Genomic DNA, 16601 nt, shown 5'->3' on the forward strand with positions numbered 1-16601 from the left:
AGGGATCAAAAAGCCATGACTTCACCGTTTAGTTACACCTCACCTACGGTCAGTGTGGAAGCGCTGAAACACTCCATCGCCTATAAGCTGATGTTTATCGTCGGCAAGGATCCGGCCATCGCCAACCGGCACGACTGGCTGAACGCCGTGCTGTTCGCGGTGCGCGATCGCATGGTTGAACGCTGGCTGCGCTCCAACCGCGCCCAGCTGTCGCAGGACGTGCGGCAGGTGTATTACCTGTCGATGGAGTTCCTGATCGGCCGCACCCTGTCGAACGCGCTGCTGTCGATGGGCATCTATCAGGACATCGACAACGCGCTGAACGAAATGGGGTTGAGCCTGGGTGAACTGCTGGAAGAAGAGAACGACCCTGGCCTCGGCAACGGCGGTCTGGGGCGCCTGGCGGCCTGCTTCCTCGATTCGCTGGCGACGCTGGCGCTGCCGGGGCGCGGCTACGGCATTCGCTACGAGTACGGCATGTTCAAGCAAAACATCGTCAACGGCCAGCAGATGGAATCGCCGGACTATTGGCTGGAGTACGGCAATCCGTGGGAGTTTCCGCGCCACAACACCCGCTACAAGGTGCGCTTCGGCGGCCGCGTGCAGCAGGAGGGCGCCAAGGCACGCTGGCTGGAGACCGAAGAGATCGTGGCCATCGCCTACGATCAGGTGATCCCCGGTTTCGACACCGACGCCACCAACACCCTGCGGCTGTGGAGTGCGCAGGCCAGTAACGAGATCAACCTCGGCAAGTTCAACCAGGGCGATTATTTCGCCGCGGTGGAGGATAAAAACCACTCGGAGAACGTGTCGCGCGTGCTGTATCCGGACGACTCGACCTCCTCCGGGCGCGAGCTGCGGCTGCGGCAGGAGTATTTCCTGGTGTCGGCCACGGTGCAGGACATCCTCAACCGCCATTGGCTGATGCACAAAACCTTCGACAACCTGGCGGACAAGATCGCCATCCACCTTAACGACACCCACCCGGTGCTGTCGATTCCCGAACTGATGCACCGGCTGATCGACGAGCACAAATTCAAGTGGCTCGACGCCTGGGAAGTGGTGGAGCAGGTGTTTTCCTACACCAACCACACGCTGATGAGCGAGGCGCTGGAAACCTGGCCGTTGGACATGATAGGGCGCATCTTGCCGCGCCATCTGCAGCTGATTTTCGAAATCAACGATCACTTCCTCAAGATGGTGCAGGAAGTGGCGCCGGGCGACAACGACCTGCTGGCTCGGGTCTCGATCATCGACGAAACCAACGGCCGCCGGGTGCGCATGGCGTGGCTGGCGGTGGTGGCCAGCCACAAGGTCAACGGCGTTTCCGCCCTGCATTCTGAGCTGATGGTGCAGTCGCTGTTCGCCGACTTCGCCCGGCTGTTCCCCAATCGTTTCTGCAACAAAACCAACGGGGTGACGCCGCGCCGTTGGCTGGCGCTGGCCAACCCGCCGCTGGCGGCAGTGCTGGACGACTGCATCGGGCAAACCTGGCGCACCGATCTCAGCCAGCTGAGCGAGATCAAAGCCAACGTCGATTACCCGAGTTTCCTGCAGGCGGTGCAGCGCGCCAAGCGGCAGAACAAGGAACGGCTGGCGCTGTACATCGCCAAAACGCTCAACGTGGTGGTTAACCCGGATGCGCTGTTCGACGTGCAGATCAAGCGCATCCACGAGTACAAACGGCAGCTGCTCAACGTGTTGCACGTCATCACGCTGTATAACCGCCTGCTGGACGATCCGGAGATCGAGCGTGTGCCGCGGGTGGTGATCTTCGCCGGCAAGGCGGCCTCGGCCTACTATGCCGCCAAGCAGATCATCCGCTTGATCAACGACGTGGCCAAAGTGATCAACAACGATCCGCGTGTGCATACCCAACTGAAGGTGGTGTTCATTCCGAACTACGGCGTCAGCCTGGCGCAGATCATCATCCCGGCGGCGGATCTGTCGGAACAGATCTCGCTGGCGGGCACCGAAGCTTCAGGCACCAGCAACATGAAGTTTGCGCTGAACGGCGCGCTGACCATCGGTACGCTGGACGGCGCCAACGTCGAGATGCGCGAGCACGTGGGGGAGGAGAACATCTTTATCTTCGGCAATACCGCCGAACAGGTGGAGGAACTACGCCGCAACGGTTACAACCCGCATCAATACTACGAGCAGGATCCCGAGCTGCATCAGGCGCTGACGCAGATCGCCACCGGCGTGTTCAGCCCGGACGAACCGAAGCGCTACAGCAACCTGTTCGACTCGTTGGTGAACCTGGGGGATCACTACCAGCTGCTGGCGGATTATCGCAGCTACGTGGATACGCAGGACAAGGTGGACGAGGTGTATCTCAATCAGGACGAGTGGACGCGGCGCGCGGTGCTGAATATCGCCAACATGGGCTACTTCTCCTCCGATCGCACCATTCAGGAATACGCGGACGAAATCTGGCACATTCAGCCGGTGAAGCTGTAAGACGGAAGAGAAAGCGCAAAGAAAAGGGCCGGATAACCGGCCCTTTTTCGTTACGCTGCGGCTCAGGAAGCCAGAGACAGCGCTTTCGTTTTCGCGTGTTCCGCCAGCCAGGCTTTCACCCGCGCCTGCTGCGCTTCGTCCAGCCACATGCCCAGCTTGGTGCGGCGCCAGATGGCGTCGTCCAGCTCTACGACCCACTCTTTGTCGGTCAGGTAGCGCAGTTCGGCTTCATACAGATCGTGGCCGAAATCTTCGCCCAGATCGCCGAGGCCGTTGGCGCCGGCCAGGATCAGCTCGCTCTGGCTGCCGTAGGTGCGGGCATAGCGGCGCGCCAGGGCTTCCGGCAGCCAGCCGTGCGCACGGCGCAGTTTGGCTGCGTAGCCGTCGCGATCGCCGCCGATGTCACCGCCTGGCAGCGTGGCGTTTTTGGTCCACGCCGGGCCGCAGCCTGGGTAGTAGTGGGCCAGTTTTTCCATCGCGTGCTCGGCCAGCTTGCGGTAGGTGGTCAACTTGCCGCCGAAGACCGACAGCAGCGGCGCCTTGCCTTGCTCGTCGTGCACGTCCAGCGTGTAATCGCGGGTGATCGCCTGCGGCGAATCGGATTCGTCGTCGCACAGCGGACGCACGCCGGAGTATGTCCAGACGATGTCGTCGCGGCCCAGTTGCTTCTTGAAGTGATCGTTGTACACTTTCAGCAGATAAGCGATTTCGTTCTCGTCGATCTTCACGTCCTTCGGATCGCCTTTGTACTCCACGTCGGTGGTGCCGATGATGGAGAACTCGTCATTCCACGGGATCACGAACACGATGCGGTGGTCTTCGTTCTGCAGAATGTAAGACTGCGGCTGATCGTGCACGCGCGGCACCACGATGTGGCTGCCTTTGATCAGGCGGATGCCGTAAGGCGATTTCAGCTTCAGGCCGTCGTCGAAGAAGTTTTTCACCCACGGGCCGGTGGCGTTCACCAGGCCTTTGGCGCGCCAGGTGAAGGTTTTGCCGCTGTCGATATCGACCGCTTCCACCATCCACAGGCCGTTTTCACGCCATGCGCGGGTCACTTTGGTGCGGGTGCGTACTTCGCCGCCGCGTTTTTCCACTTCCTGCGCGTTCAGCACCACCAGGCGAGCATCGTCGACCCAGCAGTCGGAATATTCGAAACCGCGCTTCAGTTCAGGCTTCAGCACCGACTCTGGTCCAAAGCGCAAGCCCTTGCTGCCCGGCAGGCTGGTGCGTTTGCCCAGGTGATCGTACAGGAACAGGCCGATACGGATCATCCAGGCCGGACGCAGGTGCGGCTGGTGCGGCAGGCGGAAACGCATCGGGAACGCGATGTGCGGCGCCAGCTTCAGCAGCACTTCACGCTCGGCCAGCGCTTCGCTCACCAGACGGAATTCGTAGTGTTCCAGGTAGCGCAGGCCACCGTGGATCAGTTTGGAACTGGCGGAAGACGTAGCACAGGCCAAGTCTTGCGCTTCCAGTAGCAGTACCGACAGCCCGCGCCCGGCAGCATCCGCCGCGATGCCGGCACCGTTGATGCCGCCACCGATAACGATCAAGTCTTTGGTTTCCACGTCATCTTCCTCCAGATGTTCGAAATAGCTCTTTCATGTTCGTTTTCGCTCATGATTGTAATCAAAAACCAACAAGCAAGCCAAGACTTAACCAAACAAAAACATTTAGGCGTGATAGAGGTAACAGTTTGGTGATGATAGTCACATAAATGATGTGGATATGGTGCGGGCGCGCAAACGGCTGTCGATGAAGAGGGGCGGGGGTAGGAAACGGGGCGGCGGCGCACCCCGCAGGTTAACAGCGGATCAGCACAGCTCCAGCTGCACGTCGTACTGCTCGATGATTTTCATCACGCTCGGCGGCGGCAACTGGTCGGTAAACAGGTAGTCGATCAGATTCATGTTACCCAGGTTGACCATGGCGTTGCGGCCGAATTTGGAGTGGTCGGTGACCAGCATCACGCAGCGGGAATTTTCGATAATCGCGCGTTTGGTGCGCACTTCGTGATAGTCGAATTCGAGCAGCGAGCCGTCCATATCGATGCCGCTGATGCCGAGAATGCCGTAATCGAGGCGGAATTGGGAGATGAAGTCCAGGGTGGCTTCGCCCATGATGCCGCCGTCGCGGGTGCGCACTTCGCCGCCGGCCAGGATCAGGCGGAAGTCTTCCTTGGCGGTCAGCAGGGTGGCGACGTTGAGGTTGTTGGTGACCACGCGCAGGTTCTTGTGGTTCATCAGCGCATGGGCCACCGCTTCCGGCGTGGTGCCGATATCGATGAACAGCGTGGCGCCGTCCGGGATCTGGCTGGCGACGCGCTGCGCGATGCGGGCTTTCTCTTCCGACCACATCACCTTGCGATCGTTATAGGCAGCGTTGACCGAGCTGGAAGGCAGCGCCGCGCCGCCGTGGTGACGCTGGATCTTGTTCTGGTCGGCCAGGTCATTCAAATCGCGGCGAATCGTTTGCGGGCTGACGTCAAAATGTTCCACCAGCTCTTCCGTGCTGACGTAACCCTGCAGGCGCACCAGCTCGATAATTGCGTCATGACGCTGTGTTTGCTTCACGATAATCCCCTAAAACGCCCGCTATGCCCGCTGGGCACAGCTCCCGGCTGTTATTGTTCGTTGTGTGCGCGATGACGCGTATCCCAAAATGCCATCAATAACCCTAACACTAAACCGGCTACGTGTGCCGCGTTGGCGATCGACATTCCTAAAATATCGAAATATCCGGCCACCAGCCACAGCACCGAGAACACCATTAGCCCGCGCGGCAGCATCAGGCCACGCTCCGGCGCCCGTTCCCCCGTCAGCCACACATAGCCCATCAGCGCATAGACCACGCCAGACAGCCCGCCGAACAGCGCGCCGCTGAACAGCGATTGCGCCCAGCCGCTGAAGAAGGCCGACACCACCGCCAGCACGAACAGCTTGCCAGCGCCGAGGCGTTTTTCCATCTGGCCGCCGAGATACCACCACCACATCAGGTTAAACAGGATATGCAGCAGGGAGAAATGCAGGAACGCATGGCTGACCCAGCGCCACAGCTGCGTGTATTGGCTGCTGTCCTGCGGCCAGGAGAGCCAGTACATCACGGTGTTGTCGCCCAGCACCTGCATCAGGATGTAGACCGCGATGCACAGCACCATCACGCCGAGCGTCAGCGGCCCGGCCTTGCTGCGCAGGGTGTGCAGGTAGGATTCGCTCTGATAGTGCAGGCCGGCGTCGGTATGGCCGGTCTGCCAGCTGGCGGCCTGATAACGGCGGTTGAGCGGATCGACCAGAAACTGTTGCAGCTCGTGTTGCACCTGTTCGAGGTGGCCGTCGTCGGCCAGCCAGATTTCCGCCGCCTCGCCGCTGTTGCGCAGCTCAAGCCTGATGCCCTGGGTCGCCATATAGTCGACAAAGGCCAGCGCCAGGCGCGGGTTGGATATGGCGATTACTCTAACCATTGCTCTTCCGTCGTAAGTGAATGATTTTGGCCGCGGCTTGCTCGCCGGCGACCCTGACGGCCGATTATAACGTCGAAATCCTGAGCGCTGGCAAACGGATCTGCGAAAAACCCGCGAAAACGCGCACAAAAATGAAGGGGAAGCCCGCCGACGCGCGGCGGGCGGCGGGGATCAGGCAGAGGTTTCCACGTCTTGCGGATACTGGCGGGCCCAGGCCTCGAAGCCGCCGTCGATGCTGTAGACCGCGTCGAACCCCTGGTGCAGCAGGTACTGCGCCGCGCTGCGGCTGCTGTTGCCGTGGTAGCACATCACCATCACCGGCCGCTCGAAGTCGTTTTGTTGCATAAAGGCCGACAGGGTGGCGTTGGTGAGGTGAAAGGCGCCCGGCGTATGCCCGGCTTCAAAACTTTGCGGATCGCGGATGTCGACCAGGGCGGCGCTGCCCTCTTTCCAGCGGGTGTACGCCTGCTCAACGTTGATCGCTTCGAACTGTTCCATACTGCTGACTGCCTCGTAATTGGGGGACGCCGCTATTGTAACCAACTCTGCGGCGTTTAAGACCAGAGGGATATCAGGGTTTTTAAGCGCCGTACCCCATCATCTTCAACAGCTGCTGCGCCTGCTGCACCGCTTCCTGGCGATGGGCCACGCCGAGCTTCTGGTACAGGTTGCGGATGTGCGTCTTGATGGTGGTAGCCGCCACGTCCAGCTCGCCGGCGATCTGGTCGTTGCTGTAGCCGGAATAGATAAGCCCCAGCACCTGCCATTCGCGCTGGGTGAGCGGGCTGGTGCGGATCAGCTCCGGCACCTGCGGGTGGGTCAGCAGCTTATCGACGAAGTTCTCGTCAAAATGCGCGAACTTGTGCCGATGATGCTGGTTGATGTCGCGCAGGATGCGTTGGGCACGATGCTGTTCCAGCTCCGGCAGCGTGTTGAGCTGGATCAGCTGGCGCAGCTGCTGCGCCATCGCTTCGCCCTCGATGACGAAATGGCTGATAAAGCCGGTGCGGTTGGCCAGCGACAGCGCTTCGATCAACGCCTGCTGCGCTTCGCCCTTACGCTCTTGCAGCCAGTACAGCTGGTTGCTGAGCAGCAGGTTGCGGTTGAGATCGCTCACCAGCCGCAGCCGGCGGGCATTCTCGTTCAGTTCATCCAGCACCACGCCGGCCTCGTCATACTGGCCGAGCAGAATCTGCACCCGCGCGATGTTGCGCCACTGGCCCTGCGTGAAGTGGTTGTCCGCCATGCCGGGCTTTTCGGTGTGGCGCAGCCACTGGGCGGCAGCGGCAGTGTCGCCGGTCATCTGCCAGTGGATCACCCGCGACTTGTCGGTGTTGGTCAGCCAGTCGCGATGGTAGTGGGCGCCGTGCAGCAGGGTTTCGCAGCGCTGCAGGTGGGTATTGGCATTGTCCAGATCGCCGCGCGCCAGCGAGCATTTGGCCAGCATGGCGATGCACTGCAGCTGTTGCTGCGGCTGGTAGTTCGCCAGGATTTTCAGCCCGGAGCGCGCCGCGTCTTCCGCCTCGTCCAGCCGCGACCACGACCACAGGATTTGTGCGCGAATGCGCAGCAGGAACTCGTGCATCGGCAGCTGTTCCAGGTGTTGCTCGCGGATCAGTTCGAACGCCTTGTCCTGGGTTTCGTAAGCGGCCTGCAGGAAGCCCTGGGCGATGAGGATTTCGCTCTGCTGCAGCAGCGCCCAGAGCGCGTAATGGTTGGCCTGATGGCGACGCGCCATCTGCTCGGTTTGCTGCATCATCGGCAGCGCGCGCGCCAGCTCGCCCTTGCAGTGGTGCACTTCGCCGGTCACCGAGGTGGCGACGATGCGGCTGTAATAGCTGGACAGCGGCAGGAATTTCAACGCTTCGGTCGCCAGCCGTTCGGCCTATTCCGGTTTGCCGGCGTTGATCGCCACCTGGGCGCGCAGGGCGTCGAACTCAGCGTGCAGCGTTTGGTCTATCTCGATTTTCTGTTCGCGCATGGTGCGCTCGGCGCGCTCCAGCAGGGTGTTGACCTCGCCGTAGCGGTGCTGGCTCTGCGCCAGCCAGGCCTGCAGCAGCGCCAGCTTGGGGTTCTGGATCAGGCGCTCATAGGGCAGCGCGTTGAGGCACTCTTCCAGCAATGCCAGTTCGCTGTGGTGGAACAGCGACCAGGCGTGTTGCAGCAGGATATCGCGCAGCATGCTGACGTCGCTGGCCGCCAGCGCATGGTGAATGGCCTCTGCCGGATATCCCAGCGCCAGCCAGCCTTCGGCGGCGGCGCGGTGCAACCCCGGCAGCTCCAACGCCAGTTCCCACTGGCAACGCTGGCGCAGGAAAGAGGCGAACAGCGGGTGGAAGTTGAACCATTCGCCGGTGTCGTCCATGCGGTGGATAAACAGCCCCTGACGCTCCAGCTCCTCCAGCCGCTGCTGGCCGTTGTCTTCGCCGGTCAGCCGCACGATCAGCGCGTCGTTCATCGAGCGCAGCACCGAACAGCGCAGCAGGAAGGCGCGCGCATCGGCATCGACGTGATCCAGCACTTCGTCCACCAGGTAGTCGGACAGGTGACTGGCGTTCAGCCCCGCCAGGCGCTTGGCCGACAGCTGGGCCGACGAGGCGGACTGACGGGCCGACAGCGCGATCAGCTGCAGCGCGGTGGCCCAGCCTTCGACTTCGTCGCACAGGCGGCTGCTGTCCTGCTGTTCCATCGGCGCCGCCAGGCGGCAGTCGAAGAACTGTTTGGCTTCCTGATGGGTAAACGCCAGCTGCTGCGTGCCCATTTCCAGCAACTGATCGCGCACCCGCAGATTGGCGATGCCGAGCGGCGGCAGGGTGCGCGAGAGCAGGATCAGCGTCAGGTTTTCCGGCTGATGGCGCAGGAAAAAGCGCATGGCTTCGTGGATGGCGTCGTTGGTGATCAGGTGGTAGTCGTCGATCACCAGGTACAGCGGCTGGTGCCAGTCGGCCAGCTCGATAAACAGCTGGGCGAACAGCGCCGACAGGCTGGCGTACTGATGCTTCTGGCTCAGCGCCTCGCTCTTGACGCAGCGGCCGCCGCTGGCCTGCTGCAGCGCGGCGATCAGGTAGCTGGCGAAGCGCTCCGGCTGGTTGTCGCTCTCATCCAGGGAATACCAGCCCAGATCGGCCTTGCCGGCCGCCCATTGGGCGATCAGCGTGGTTTTCCCGTATCCCGCCGGGCAATTGACCAGTGTCAGGCGATAGTTGCCCGCGCTGGCCAGTTTGGCCAGCAGGCGATCGCGGATCACGGTATTTTGCAGCCGTACCGGGCGGCTCAGTTTTGATGGGATCAGCATAGTATTCCAGGGTATAAATCGCGGTTCCCGCCGGGATTGGAGTGGCGCTAATTATTTTATGGTTCGTAATTAATAGCTCCCCCTAACTTCTGCCAACCCTAAACGTATTGCAACAAGCTTCCGCATCGGCTTGGAGTTAAGTTGCTATCGATCACACTTTTTTACGTTTGGCGCCGGCGCGCGGCGATGCGGTTGCAGATCGCATTTCCGGCCATGGACAAAACTTCAGCAGTGCGAATACTTGTGCTAACGTCATGGTTAACGTTCTCAGTGCTCGCCGCACGCGTTGGCGGGCTTTTTTGCATCGTTGCAAGGGAGTCAAAAAGTGCCTGAGATCACAATTCCAGCTACGCCCCAATCCTCCTCCCCAGCTAATCCCCAGGCGGGATGATGCCGTCAGGCTTTCTCACCGGCACGATAGCGGCAATTTGACCCACTTACTGGATAGAGAGTTTTCCTTATGTCACAGCCTACGCTCAAGAAGGATGCTTTTCTGGCGGCGCTTGCCCGCCAGTGGCAACGGTTCGGCCTCAGTTCCGCACAGCAGATGACGCAGCATCAATGGTGGGAAGCCGTCAGTGCAGCACTGGCCGAGCAGTTGGCCGCGCAGCCGGCGCCGCGCAAAAGCGCCAAACCGCTGCGCCATGTGAACTACATCTCGATGGAGTTTCTGATCGGCCGGCTGACGGCGAACAACCTGATCAACCTGGGCTGGTACGACACCGTCGAGCAGGCGCTGGCGGAGCAGAACGTCAAGCTGGCGGATTTGCTGGAGCAGGAAACCGATCCGGCGCTGGGCAACGGCGGGCTGGGGCGCCTGGCGGCCTGTTTCCTCGACTCGATGGCGACGGTGGAGCAACCCGCCACCGGCTATGGGCTGAACTACCAGTACGGGCTGTTCCGCCAGTCGTTCCAGGGCGGGCAGCAGCAAGAGGCGCCGGATAACTGGCAGCGCGAGAGCTACCCGTGGTTCCGCCACAACGCCGCGCTGGCTGTGGATGTAGGCATCGGCGGCAAGCTGGAAAAGCAGGCCGACGGCCGCGAACTGTGGCGCCCGGCCTTCACCCTGCGCGGCGAAGCCTGGGATCTGCCGGTGCTGGGGTATCGCAACGGCGTGGCGCAGCCGCTGCGCCTGTGGCAGGCGACCCATCAGCATCCGTTCAACCTGAGCGATTTCAACGACGGCAAATTCCTGCAGGCGGAGAAGCAGGGCGTAGAAGCCGACAAGCTGACCAAGGTGCTCTACCCGAACGACAACCATCAGGCCGGCAAGCGCCTGCGCCTGATGCAGCAGTATTTCCAGTGCGCCTGCTCGGTGGCGGACATTTTGCGCAAGCACCATCAGGCCGGCCGCAAGATTGAAGAGCTGCCGAAGTACGAAGTGATCCAGCTGAACGACACCCACCCGACCATCGCCATTCCGGAAATGCTGCGCATTCTGCTGGACGAACACCAGCTGGAGTGGGAGGCGGCCTGGGCGATCACCAGCAACACCTTCGCCTATACCAACCACACCCTGATGCCGGAAGCGCTGGAGTGCTGGGATGAAAAACTGGTGCGCAGCCTGCTGCCGCGCCATTTCTCCATCATCAAACAGATCAACGCCAGGTTCAAAAAGCAGGTGGATAAGCACTGGCCGGGCGACGAGGCGGTGTGGGCCAAACTGGCGGTGCATCACAACAAGCAGGTGCGCATGGCCAACCTGTGCGTGGTCAGCGGCTTTGCAGTCAACGGCGTGGCTCAGCTGCACTCGGATCTGGTGGTGAAGGATCTGTTCCCGGAATATCACCAGCTGTGGCCGAACAAATTCCATAACGTCACCAACGGCATCACGCCGCGTCGCTGGCTGAAACAGTGCAACCCGGCGCTGTCGGGCCTGATCGACGAGACGCTGAAGGTGGAATGGGCGAACGATCTCGACGCGTTGCGCGGGCTGGAAAAATTCGCCGACGACGCGGCGTTCCGCCAGCGTTATCAGCAGATCAAACGCGACAACAAGGTGGCGCTGGCCCATTACGTGCACGGCGTGATGGGGTTGACTCTCGATCCGGACGCGATTTTCGACGTGCAGATCAAGCGTCTGCACGAGTACAAACGCCAGCACCTGAACCTGCTGCACATCCTGTCGCTGTATCGCCAGCTGCGCGACAACCCGAATCTGGACATCGTGCCGCGCGTCTTCCTGTTCGGCGCCAAGGCGGCGCCGGGCTACTACCTGGCGAAAAACATCATTTACGCGATCAACCAGGCGGCCGAGAAGATCAATAACGATCCGTTGGTGAAAGATCGCCTGAAAGTGGCGTTCATTCCTGACTACCGCGTGTCGGTGGCCGAACTGATGATCCCGGCGGCGGATATCTCCGAGCAGATCTCCACCGCCGGCAAAGAGGCCTCCGGCACCGGCAACATGAAGCTGGCGCTGAACGGCGCGCTGACGGTCGGCACGCTGGACGGCGCCAACGTCGAAATCGCCGAGCAGGTGGGCGAAGACAATATCTTTATCTTCGGCAATACCGTGGAGCAGGTGAAGGCGATACTGGCGAAGGGCTACGATCCGCTCAGCTACCGCAAGAAAGACAAGCACCTGAAGGCGATTTTGGACGAGCTGGCGAGCGGCGCGTTCAGCCACGGCGACAAGCACGCGTTCGACATGATGCTGCACAGCCTGCTGGAAGGCGGCGATCCCTATCTGGTGCTGGCGGACTTCGCCTCGTACTGCCAGGCGCAGCGCCGGGTCGACGAACTGTACCGCGACCGGGACGAATGGACGCGGCGGACTATCCTTAACACTGCGCGCGTCGGCATGTTCAGCTCGGATCGCTCGATTCGCGATTACCAGCAGCGCATCTGGCAAGCCAAACGTTAAGGAGAGCGAATGGATCGTAAGCGTATCGATCAGGCGGCAGTGCAGGCGGGGATCGCTGCCGATTTCATCAATGCCCACGGCAAGCGGCAGGCGATTGAGCCGGAGACCAAGCGCAAGTTGCTGGCGGCCATGAACCGGGCCGATGCCGCGCAGGAAGGGGCGGCATCGCCGTTGCCGGCGGTCAAGGTGTTCTATCAGGGCGCGCCGCTGGCGCTGACCCCGGCGGGCGAAGGCGACTACCTGTGGGTGCTGCAGCGTGAAGACGGCGAATGCCTGCAGGGGCGCGTCGGCGCGCGCAAGACCCTGACGCTGCCCGGCGACCTGCCGGCGGGGTATCACCAATTGACGCTGAGCCAGGGCGCACGGCAGTGGCCATGCCGAGTGATCGTCGCGCCGAGGCGCTGCTTCGAGCCGGACGCCTTGCTGACCGGCAAGAAACTGTGGGGCGCCTGCGTTCAGCTGTATACGCTGCGTTCCGATCGCAACTGGGGCATCGGCGATTTCGGCGATCTGCGTCTGATGGTGGAGCAGGTGGGGGAGCGCGGCGGTGCCTTCGTCGGCCTCAATCCGATCCATGCGCTGTATCCGGCCAACCCGGAGAGCGCCAGCCCTTACAGCCCCTCGTCGCGCCGCTGGCTGAATCTGGCGTATATCGACGTCAACGCGGTGGAGGATTTCCAGCGCAGCGACGCGGCGCAGCGCTGGTGGCAGAAGCCGGCGACGCAGAAGCAGTTGGCCAAGGCGCGCGCCGCGGAGTGGGTGGATTACACCGCCGTGATGCAGCTGAAGCTGGCGGCGCTGAAGCTGACGTTCCCGCTGTTTCAGGCGCGCAAGCCGAACGACGCGCAGCGTCAGGCGTTCGAACGGTTCGTGACTGAGGGCGGCGACAGCCTGTATCAGCAGGCGGCGTTCGACGCGCTGCATGCCCACCTGGCGGCCAAAGACGCCAGCCAGTGGGGATGGCCGGCCTGGCCCGAGGGCTATCGGCGGGGGCAGAGCGAAGCGGTGCGGCAGTTCTGCGACGAACATCAGGACGCGGTCCGCTTTTACCTGTGGCTGCAATGGCTGGCGGCCACGCAGTTTGCGCAGTGTTTTGAGCAGAGCCGGCAGCAGCAGATGCCGATTGGTCTGTATCGCGATCTGGCGGTCGGGGTGGCGGAAGGCGGGGCGGAAACCTGGTGCGACCGCGAGCTGTACTGCCTGAAAGCGTCGGTCGGCGCGCCGCCGGACATCCTGGGGCCGCTGGGGCAAAACTGGGGCCTGCCGCCGATGGATCCGCACGTGATGGCGGCGCGCGGTTATCAGCCGTTCATCGATCTTTTGCGCGCCAACATGACCAGCTGCGGCGCGTTGCGTATCGATCACGTCATGGCGCTGCTGCGGCTGTGGTGGATCCCTTATGGCGAAACCGCCGATCGCGGCGCCTACGTCAAATATCCGGTGGACGATCTGCTGGCGGTGCTGGCGCTGGAAAGCCAGCGCCACCGCTGCATGGTGATCGGCGAGGATCTCGGCACCGTGCCGGTAGAGATCGTCGGCAAGCTGCGCGACAGCGGCGTCTATTCCTACAAGGTGCTGTATTTCGAAAGCGACGGTGAACACCATTTCCGCGCGCCGCAGGCCTATCCGGTGCAGGCGATGGCGACCATCACTACCCACGATCTGCCGACGTTGCGCGGCTATTGGCAAAGCGGCGATCTGACGCTGGGCAACCGACTGGGGCTCTATCCGGACGCGGAGATCCTGCGGGCGCTGTTCGCCGATCGGGAACGCGCCAAGCAAGGGCTGCTGGACGGGTTACATCGCTATGGCTGCGTGCCGCAGAAGGTGGGCAAGAGGGCGGCGCTGCTCGGCATGAGCCCGCTGCTTAACCGCGGCCTGCAGCGTTATGTCGCCGACAGCGCCAGCGCCCTGCTCGGCCTGCAGCCGGAAGACTGGCTGGACATGGCCGATCCGGTCAATATTCCCGGCACCAGTGACCAGTACCCTAACTGGCGGCGCAAGCTGACCCAAACGCTGGAGGAGATGTTCGCCGATCCGCGGATAAACCGGCTGCTGAAGGATTTGGACAAACGGCGGCGCAAAGTGTCGGTGGGCTAAAAACGACAATGCCGGAACGGGTTCCCCCTTCCGGCATTGCGTTATCTACCGTGGCGCGAGCGCCGGATATCAGTAGTAAGAGTGCTCGCCGCGCTGGTGCTCGGTCAAATCACGCACGCCCTTCAGCTCCGGGAACTTCTGCAGCAGCTCTTTCTCGATGCCTTCTTTCAGCGTGACGTCGACCATCGAACAGCCGTTGCAACCGCCGCCGAACTGCAAGATCGCCATGTTGTCGTCGGTGATCTCCATCAGCGTCACGCGGCCGCCGTGGCCCGCCAGCTGTGGGTTGATCTGCGACTGCAGCACGTATTCCACGCGCTCCATCAGCGGCGCGTTGTCATCGACCTTGCGCATTTTGGCGTTCGGCGCCTTCAGCGTCAGCTGAGAACCCAGCTGGTCGGTTACGAAGTCGATTTCGGCGTCTTCCAGATACGGCGCGCTCAGTTCATCGACATAGGCGGACAGTTTGTCGAACTTCAGTTCGGTATCCGTCGCTTCTACCGCGTCCGGCGGGCAATAAGAGACACCGCATTCGGCCGTCGGCGTGCCCGGGTTGATCACGAATACGCGGATTTGGGTGCCTTCTTCTTGATTTGCCAGCAGTTTGGCAAAGTGTTCCTGTGCAGCATCTGTTATACGGATCATAGCATTAGCTCAATAGTTGACTTCTATAGTCGGTTATAATACGCCCATTGCCGTGGCACTACAACGTGCGGCAAACGCACCAGATCTGCACCGAGGCGGCGCCTTGCCGCCGCAGCAGTGCCGCGATCTCCGCGACGGTGCTGCCGGTGGTCACCACGTCATCCACCAGGGCGATATGCCGGCCGGCGACCGAGACGGTGCAGACGAACGCGCGCTGCAGATTGCGCCTGCGCGCTCCGGCGCTCAGCCGCTGTTGCAGGGCGGTCTTGCGTACCCGGCGCAAGGCGGCGGGCCGATAGGGGCAGCCCAGCCAGCGCGCCAGCGGCCGGGCCAGCAGATCGCTCTGGTTATAGCCGCGGCGCCAGCAGCGTGATGCATGCAAGGGTACCGCTAAAATCAGGTCGGGTCTGTTCAGATACTGCTCTCTGCGCGCCTGCTGCCAGCGCAACAGCATCAGGCGCGCCAACGCCGGGGCCAGCTCGGGCGCGTGGTGAAACTTGAACCTCTTTACCAGTTGGCTGAGGGGCGCAACGTAGTCGCCGACGAACACCAGCCGTTGCCAGGGCGGCGGCCGTTGCAGGCAGCGGCCGCAGGGCGTTTGCGTCCCCCCGGCGGGCAACCCGCAGCGCGGGCAACACGGGGGGCTGGCCGGCAGATGGCGCAGGCAGCAGCTGCAGATGCCATGACGCATCAGGCTCAACGGCTGTCGGCATAGCCAACAGCGGCTGCGGATTGATAGCATAGAGCCTCCGAGACGGATAAGCATGAAAGGACAATAACCAATGACAGCGCTGTACTGGCAAACAATAGGTGAAGGCGAACGCGATCTTGTGCTGCTGCACGGCTGGGGATTGAACGCCGAAGTGTGGAGTTGCATTCAGGCGCGACTGGCGCCGCATTTTCGCCTGCACCTGGTCGATCTGCCGGGGTACGGCCGCAGCCAGGGGTTCGGCGCCCTGTTGCTGGAGCAGATGACGGAAATCGTGCTGGCGGCCGCCCCGCCGCAGGCCTGGTGGCTAGGCTGGTCGCTCGGCGGGCTGGTGGCCAGCCAGGCGGCGTTGATGCAACCTGAGCGGCTCAAGGGCTTGATCACCGTGGCCTCTTCGCCTTGCTTTGCCGCCCGCGATGAGTGGCCGGGGATCCGCCCGGACGTGCTGAGCGGTTTTCAGCACCAGCTGAGCCTGGATTTCCAGCGCACCGTCGAGCGTTTTCTGGCGTTGCAGACGCTGGGCACCGAGAGTGCGCGTCAGGATGCGCGCCAGCTGAAAGCGGTGGTGCTCAACCAGCCGACGCCGAGCGTCGAGGTGTTGAACGGCGGGCTGGAGATTCTGCGCACCGCCGATCTGCGCGCGCCGTTGGCCGCGCTGGAGCTGCCGCTGCTGCGGATTTACGGCTATCTGGACGGGCTGGTGCCGCGCAAGGTCGCCGAGCTGCTCGACGCCGCCTGGCCGAATTCTACGTCGCAGGTCGTGGCCAAAGCCGCCCATGCGCCGTTTATCTCTCATCCCGACGAATTTGTGACGATGATCGAAGCGTTTATTGCAGCACATTGAATGCGGCGGGAAAACGCACGATAGGGCGCGAAAAAAAACGCCGCCGGGTGGATAAAAGACAAAGCTGTTCGATACTTAGTGAGTCAATGCGTTGGCTGCAAAATGAAAAGACCGCGCGCGGCGCTTTTCATTTTGGCGTTTCGTCTCTGGGAAACAGGCCCCGTCAGGGAAAGCAACGAGGCCTGAGGATGTCGCGGCAGCCTGCTGTACTACGCA

General features: G+C 62.1%; 10 protein-coding genes and 1 pseudogene. 4 read left to right on the forward strand and 7 right to left on the reverse strand.

The annotated features are described in order from the left end of the window. The first annotated feature begins 15 nt into the window (after window positions 1-15). A complete protein-coding gene (glgP, locus tag ACJ8HT_RS21620) occupies window positions 16-2463 on the forward strand; it encodes a glycogen phosphorylase (RefSeq protein ID WP_055311829.1) in 2448 nt (815 codons plus the stop codon). Between the two features lie 62 nt (window positions 2464-2525). Here the strand turns inward: glgP and glpD are convergent, their stop codons facing one another. The 5 genes and pseudogenes from glpD to malT all read right to left on the reverse strand — a co-directional run bounded on the left by glpD (window position 2526) and on the right by malT (window position 9221). Then, entirely contained in the window at window positions 2526-4034 is a 1509-nt protein-coding gene (glpD, locus tag ACJ8HT_RS21625) for a glycerol-3-phosphate dehydrogenase (protein ID WP_197653354.1), read from the reverse strand. A 246-nt stretch (window positions 4035-4280) separates the two neighbouring features. Next, window positions 4281-5039 carry a DeoR/GlpR family transcriptional regulator gene (locus ACJ8HT_RS21630; RefSeq protein WP_004930797.1) on the reverse strand — a complete coding sequence of 253 codons (759 nt, stop codon included), beginning with the start codon at window positions 5037-5039 and terminating at the stop codon, window positions 4281-4283. Window positions 5040-5089: 50 nt separating this feature from the next. Continuing rightward, window positions 5090-5926, reverse strand: a complete 837-nt coding sequence (gene glpG, locus ACJ8HT_RS21635; protein ID WP_084827091.1) for a rhomboid family intramembrane serine protease GlpG — start codon at window positions 5924-5926, stop codon at window positions 5090-5092. Between the two features lie 171 nt (window positions 5927-6097). Continuing rightward, window positions 6098-6424 carry a thiosulfate sulfurtransferase GlpE gene (gene glpE, locus ACJ8HT_RS21640; RefSeq protein ID WP_004930790.1) on the reverse strand — a complete coding sequence of 109 codons (327 nt, stop codon included), beginning with the start codon at window positions 6422-6424 and terminating at the stop codon, window positions 6098-6100. 82 nt (window positions 6425-6506) lie between these two features. Further along, window positions 6507-9221 (reverse strand): annotated as a pseudogene (malT, locus tag ACJ8HT_RS21645) (HTH-type transcriptional regulator MalT). Between the two features lie 460 nt (window positions 9222-9681). Here malT and malP point away from each other — a divergent pair. Next, window positions 9682-12087, forward strand: coding sequence for a maltodextrin phosphorylase (malP, locus tag ACJ8HT_RS21650; protein ID WP_055311831.1), 2406 nt, complete (start codon window positions 9682-9684; stop codon window positions 12085-12087). A gap of 9 nt (window positions 12088-12096) precedes the next feature. After that, on the forward strand, window positions 12097-14187 hold the full coding sequence (gene malQ / locus ACJ8HT_RS21655) for a 4-alpha-glucanotransferase (RefSeq protein WP_197653355.1): 2091 nt from the start codon (window positions 12097-12099) through the stop codon (window positions 14185-14187). A 69-nt stretch (window positions 14188-14256) separates the two neighbouring features. On the opposite strand, the gene nfuA is transcribed toward malQ, so the two are convergent. Both nfuA and gntX read right to left on the reverse strand, forming a co-directional pair. Further along, window positions 14257-14832, reverse strand: a complete 576-nt coding sequence (gene nfuA / locus ACJ8HT_RS21660; protein ID WP_033631902.1) for a Fe-S biogenesis protein NfuA — start codon at window positions 14830-14832, stop codon at window positions 14257-14259. A 58-nt stretch (window positions 14833-14890) separates the two neighbouring features. Next, a complete protein-coding gene (gene gntX / locus ACJ8HT_RS21665; protein ID WP_195873764.1) occupies window positions 14891-15574 on the reverse strand; it encodes a DNA utilization protein GntX in 684 nt (227 codons plus the stop codon). 40 nt (window positions 15575-15614) lie between these two features. On the opposite strand from gntX, the gene bioH reads away from it, so the two are divergent. Next, complete coding sequence (bioH, locus tag ACJ8HT_RS21670; protein WP_194572699.1) at window positions 15615-16385, forward strand: pimeloyl-ACP methyl ester esterase BioH; 771 nt, start codon at window positions 15615-15617, stop codon at window positions 16383-16385. Window positions 16386-16601 lie beyond the last annotated feature (216 nt).

Origin of the sequence: Serratia sp. CY44782 (assembly GCF_052168715.1) — a bacterium.
Classification (GTDB): Bacteria; Pseudomonadota; Gammaproteobacteria; order Enterobacterales; family Enterobacteriaceae; genus Serratia; species Serratia nevei.

Bases quoted from the DNA above. Each gene is read 5' to 3' on its own strand.
- glpE (WP_004930790.1), bottom strand. From the start codon at position 6,424: ATGGAACAGTTCGAAGCGATCAACGTTGAGCAGGCGTACACCCGCTGG.
- gntX (WP_195873764.1), bottom strand. From the start codon at position 15,574: ATGCTATCAATCCGCAGCCGCTGTTGGCTATGCCGACAGCCGTTGAGC.
- nfuA (WP_033631902.1), bottom strand. From the start codon at position 14,832: ATGATCCGTATAACAGATGCTGCACAGGAACACTTTGCCAAACTGCTG.
- glpG (WP_084827091.1), bottom strand. From the start codon at position 5,926: ATGGTTAGAGTAATCGCCATATCCAACCCGCGCCTGGCGCTGGCCTTT.
- malP (WP_055311831.1), top strand. From the start codon at position 9,682: ATGTCACAGCCTACGCTCAAGAAGGATGCTTTTCTGGCGGCGCTTGCC.
- bioH (WP_194572699.1), top strand. From the start codon at position 15,615: ATGACAGCGCTGTACTGGCAAACAATAGGTGAAGGCGAACGCGATCTT.
- malQ (WP_197653355.1), top strand. From the start codon at position 12,097: ATGGATCGTAAGCGTATCGATCAGGCGGCAGTGCAGGCGGGGATCGCT.
- glgP (WP_055311829.1), top strand. From the start codon at position 16: ATGACTTCACCGTTTAGTTACACCTCACCTACGGTCAGTGTGGAAGCG.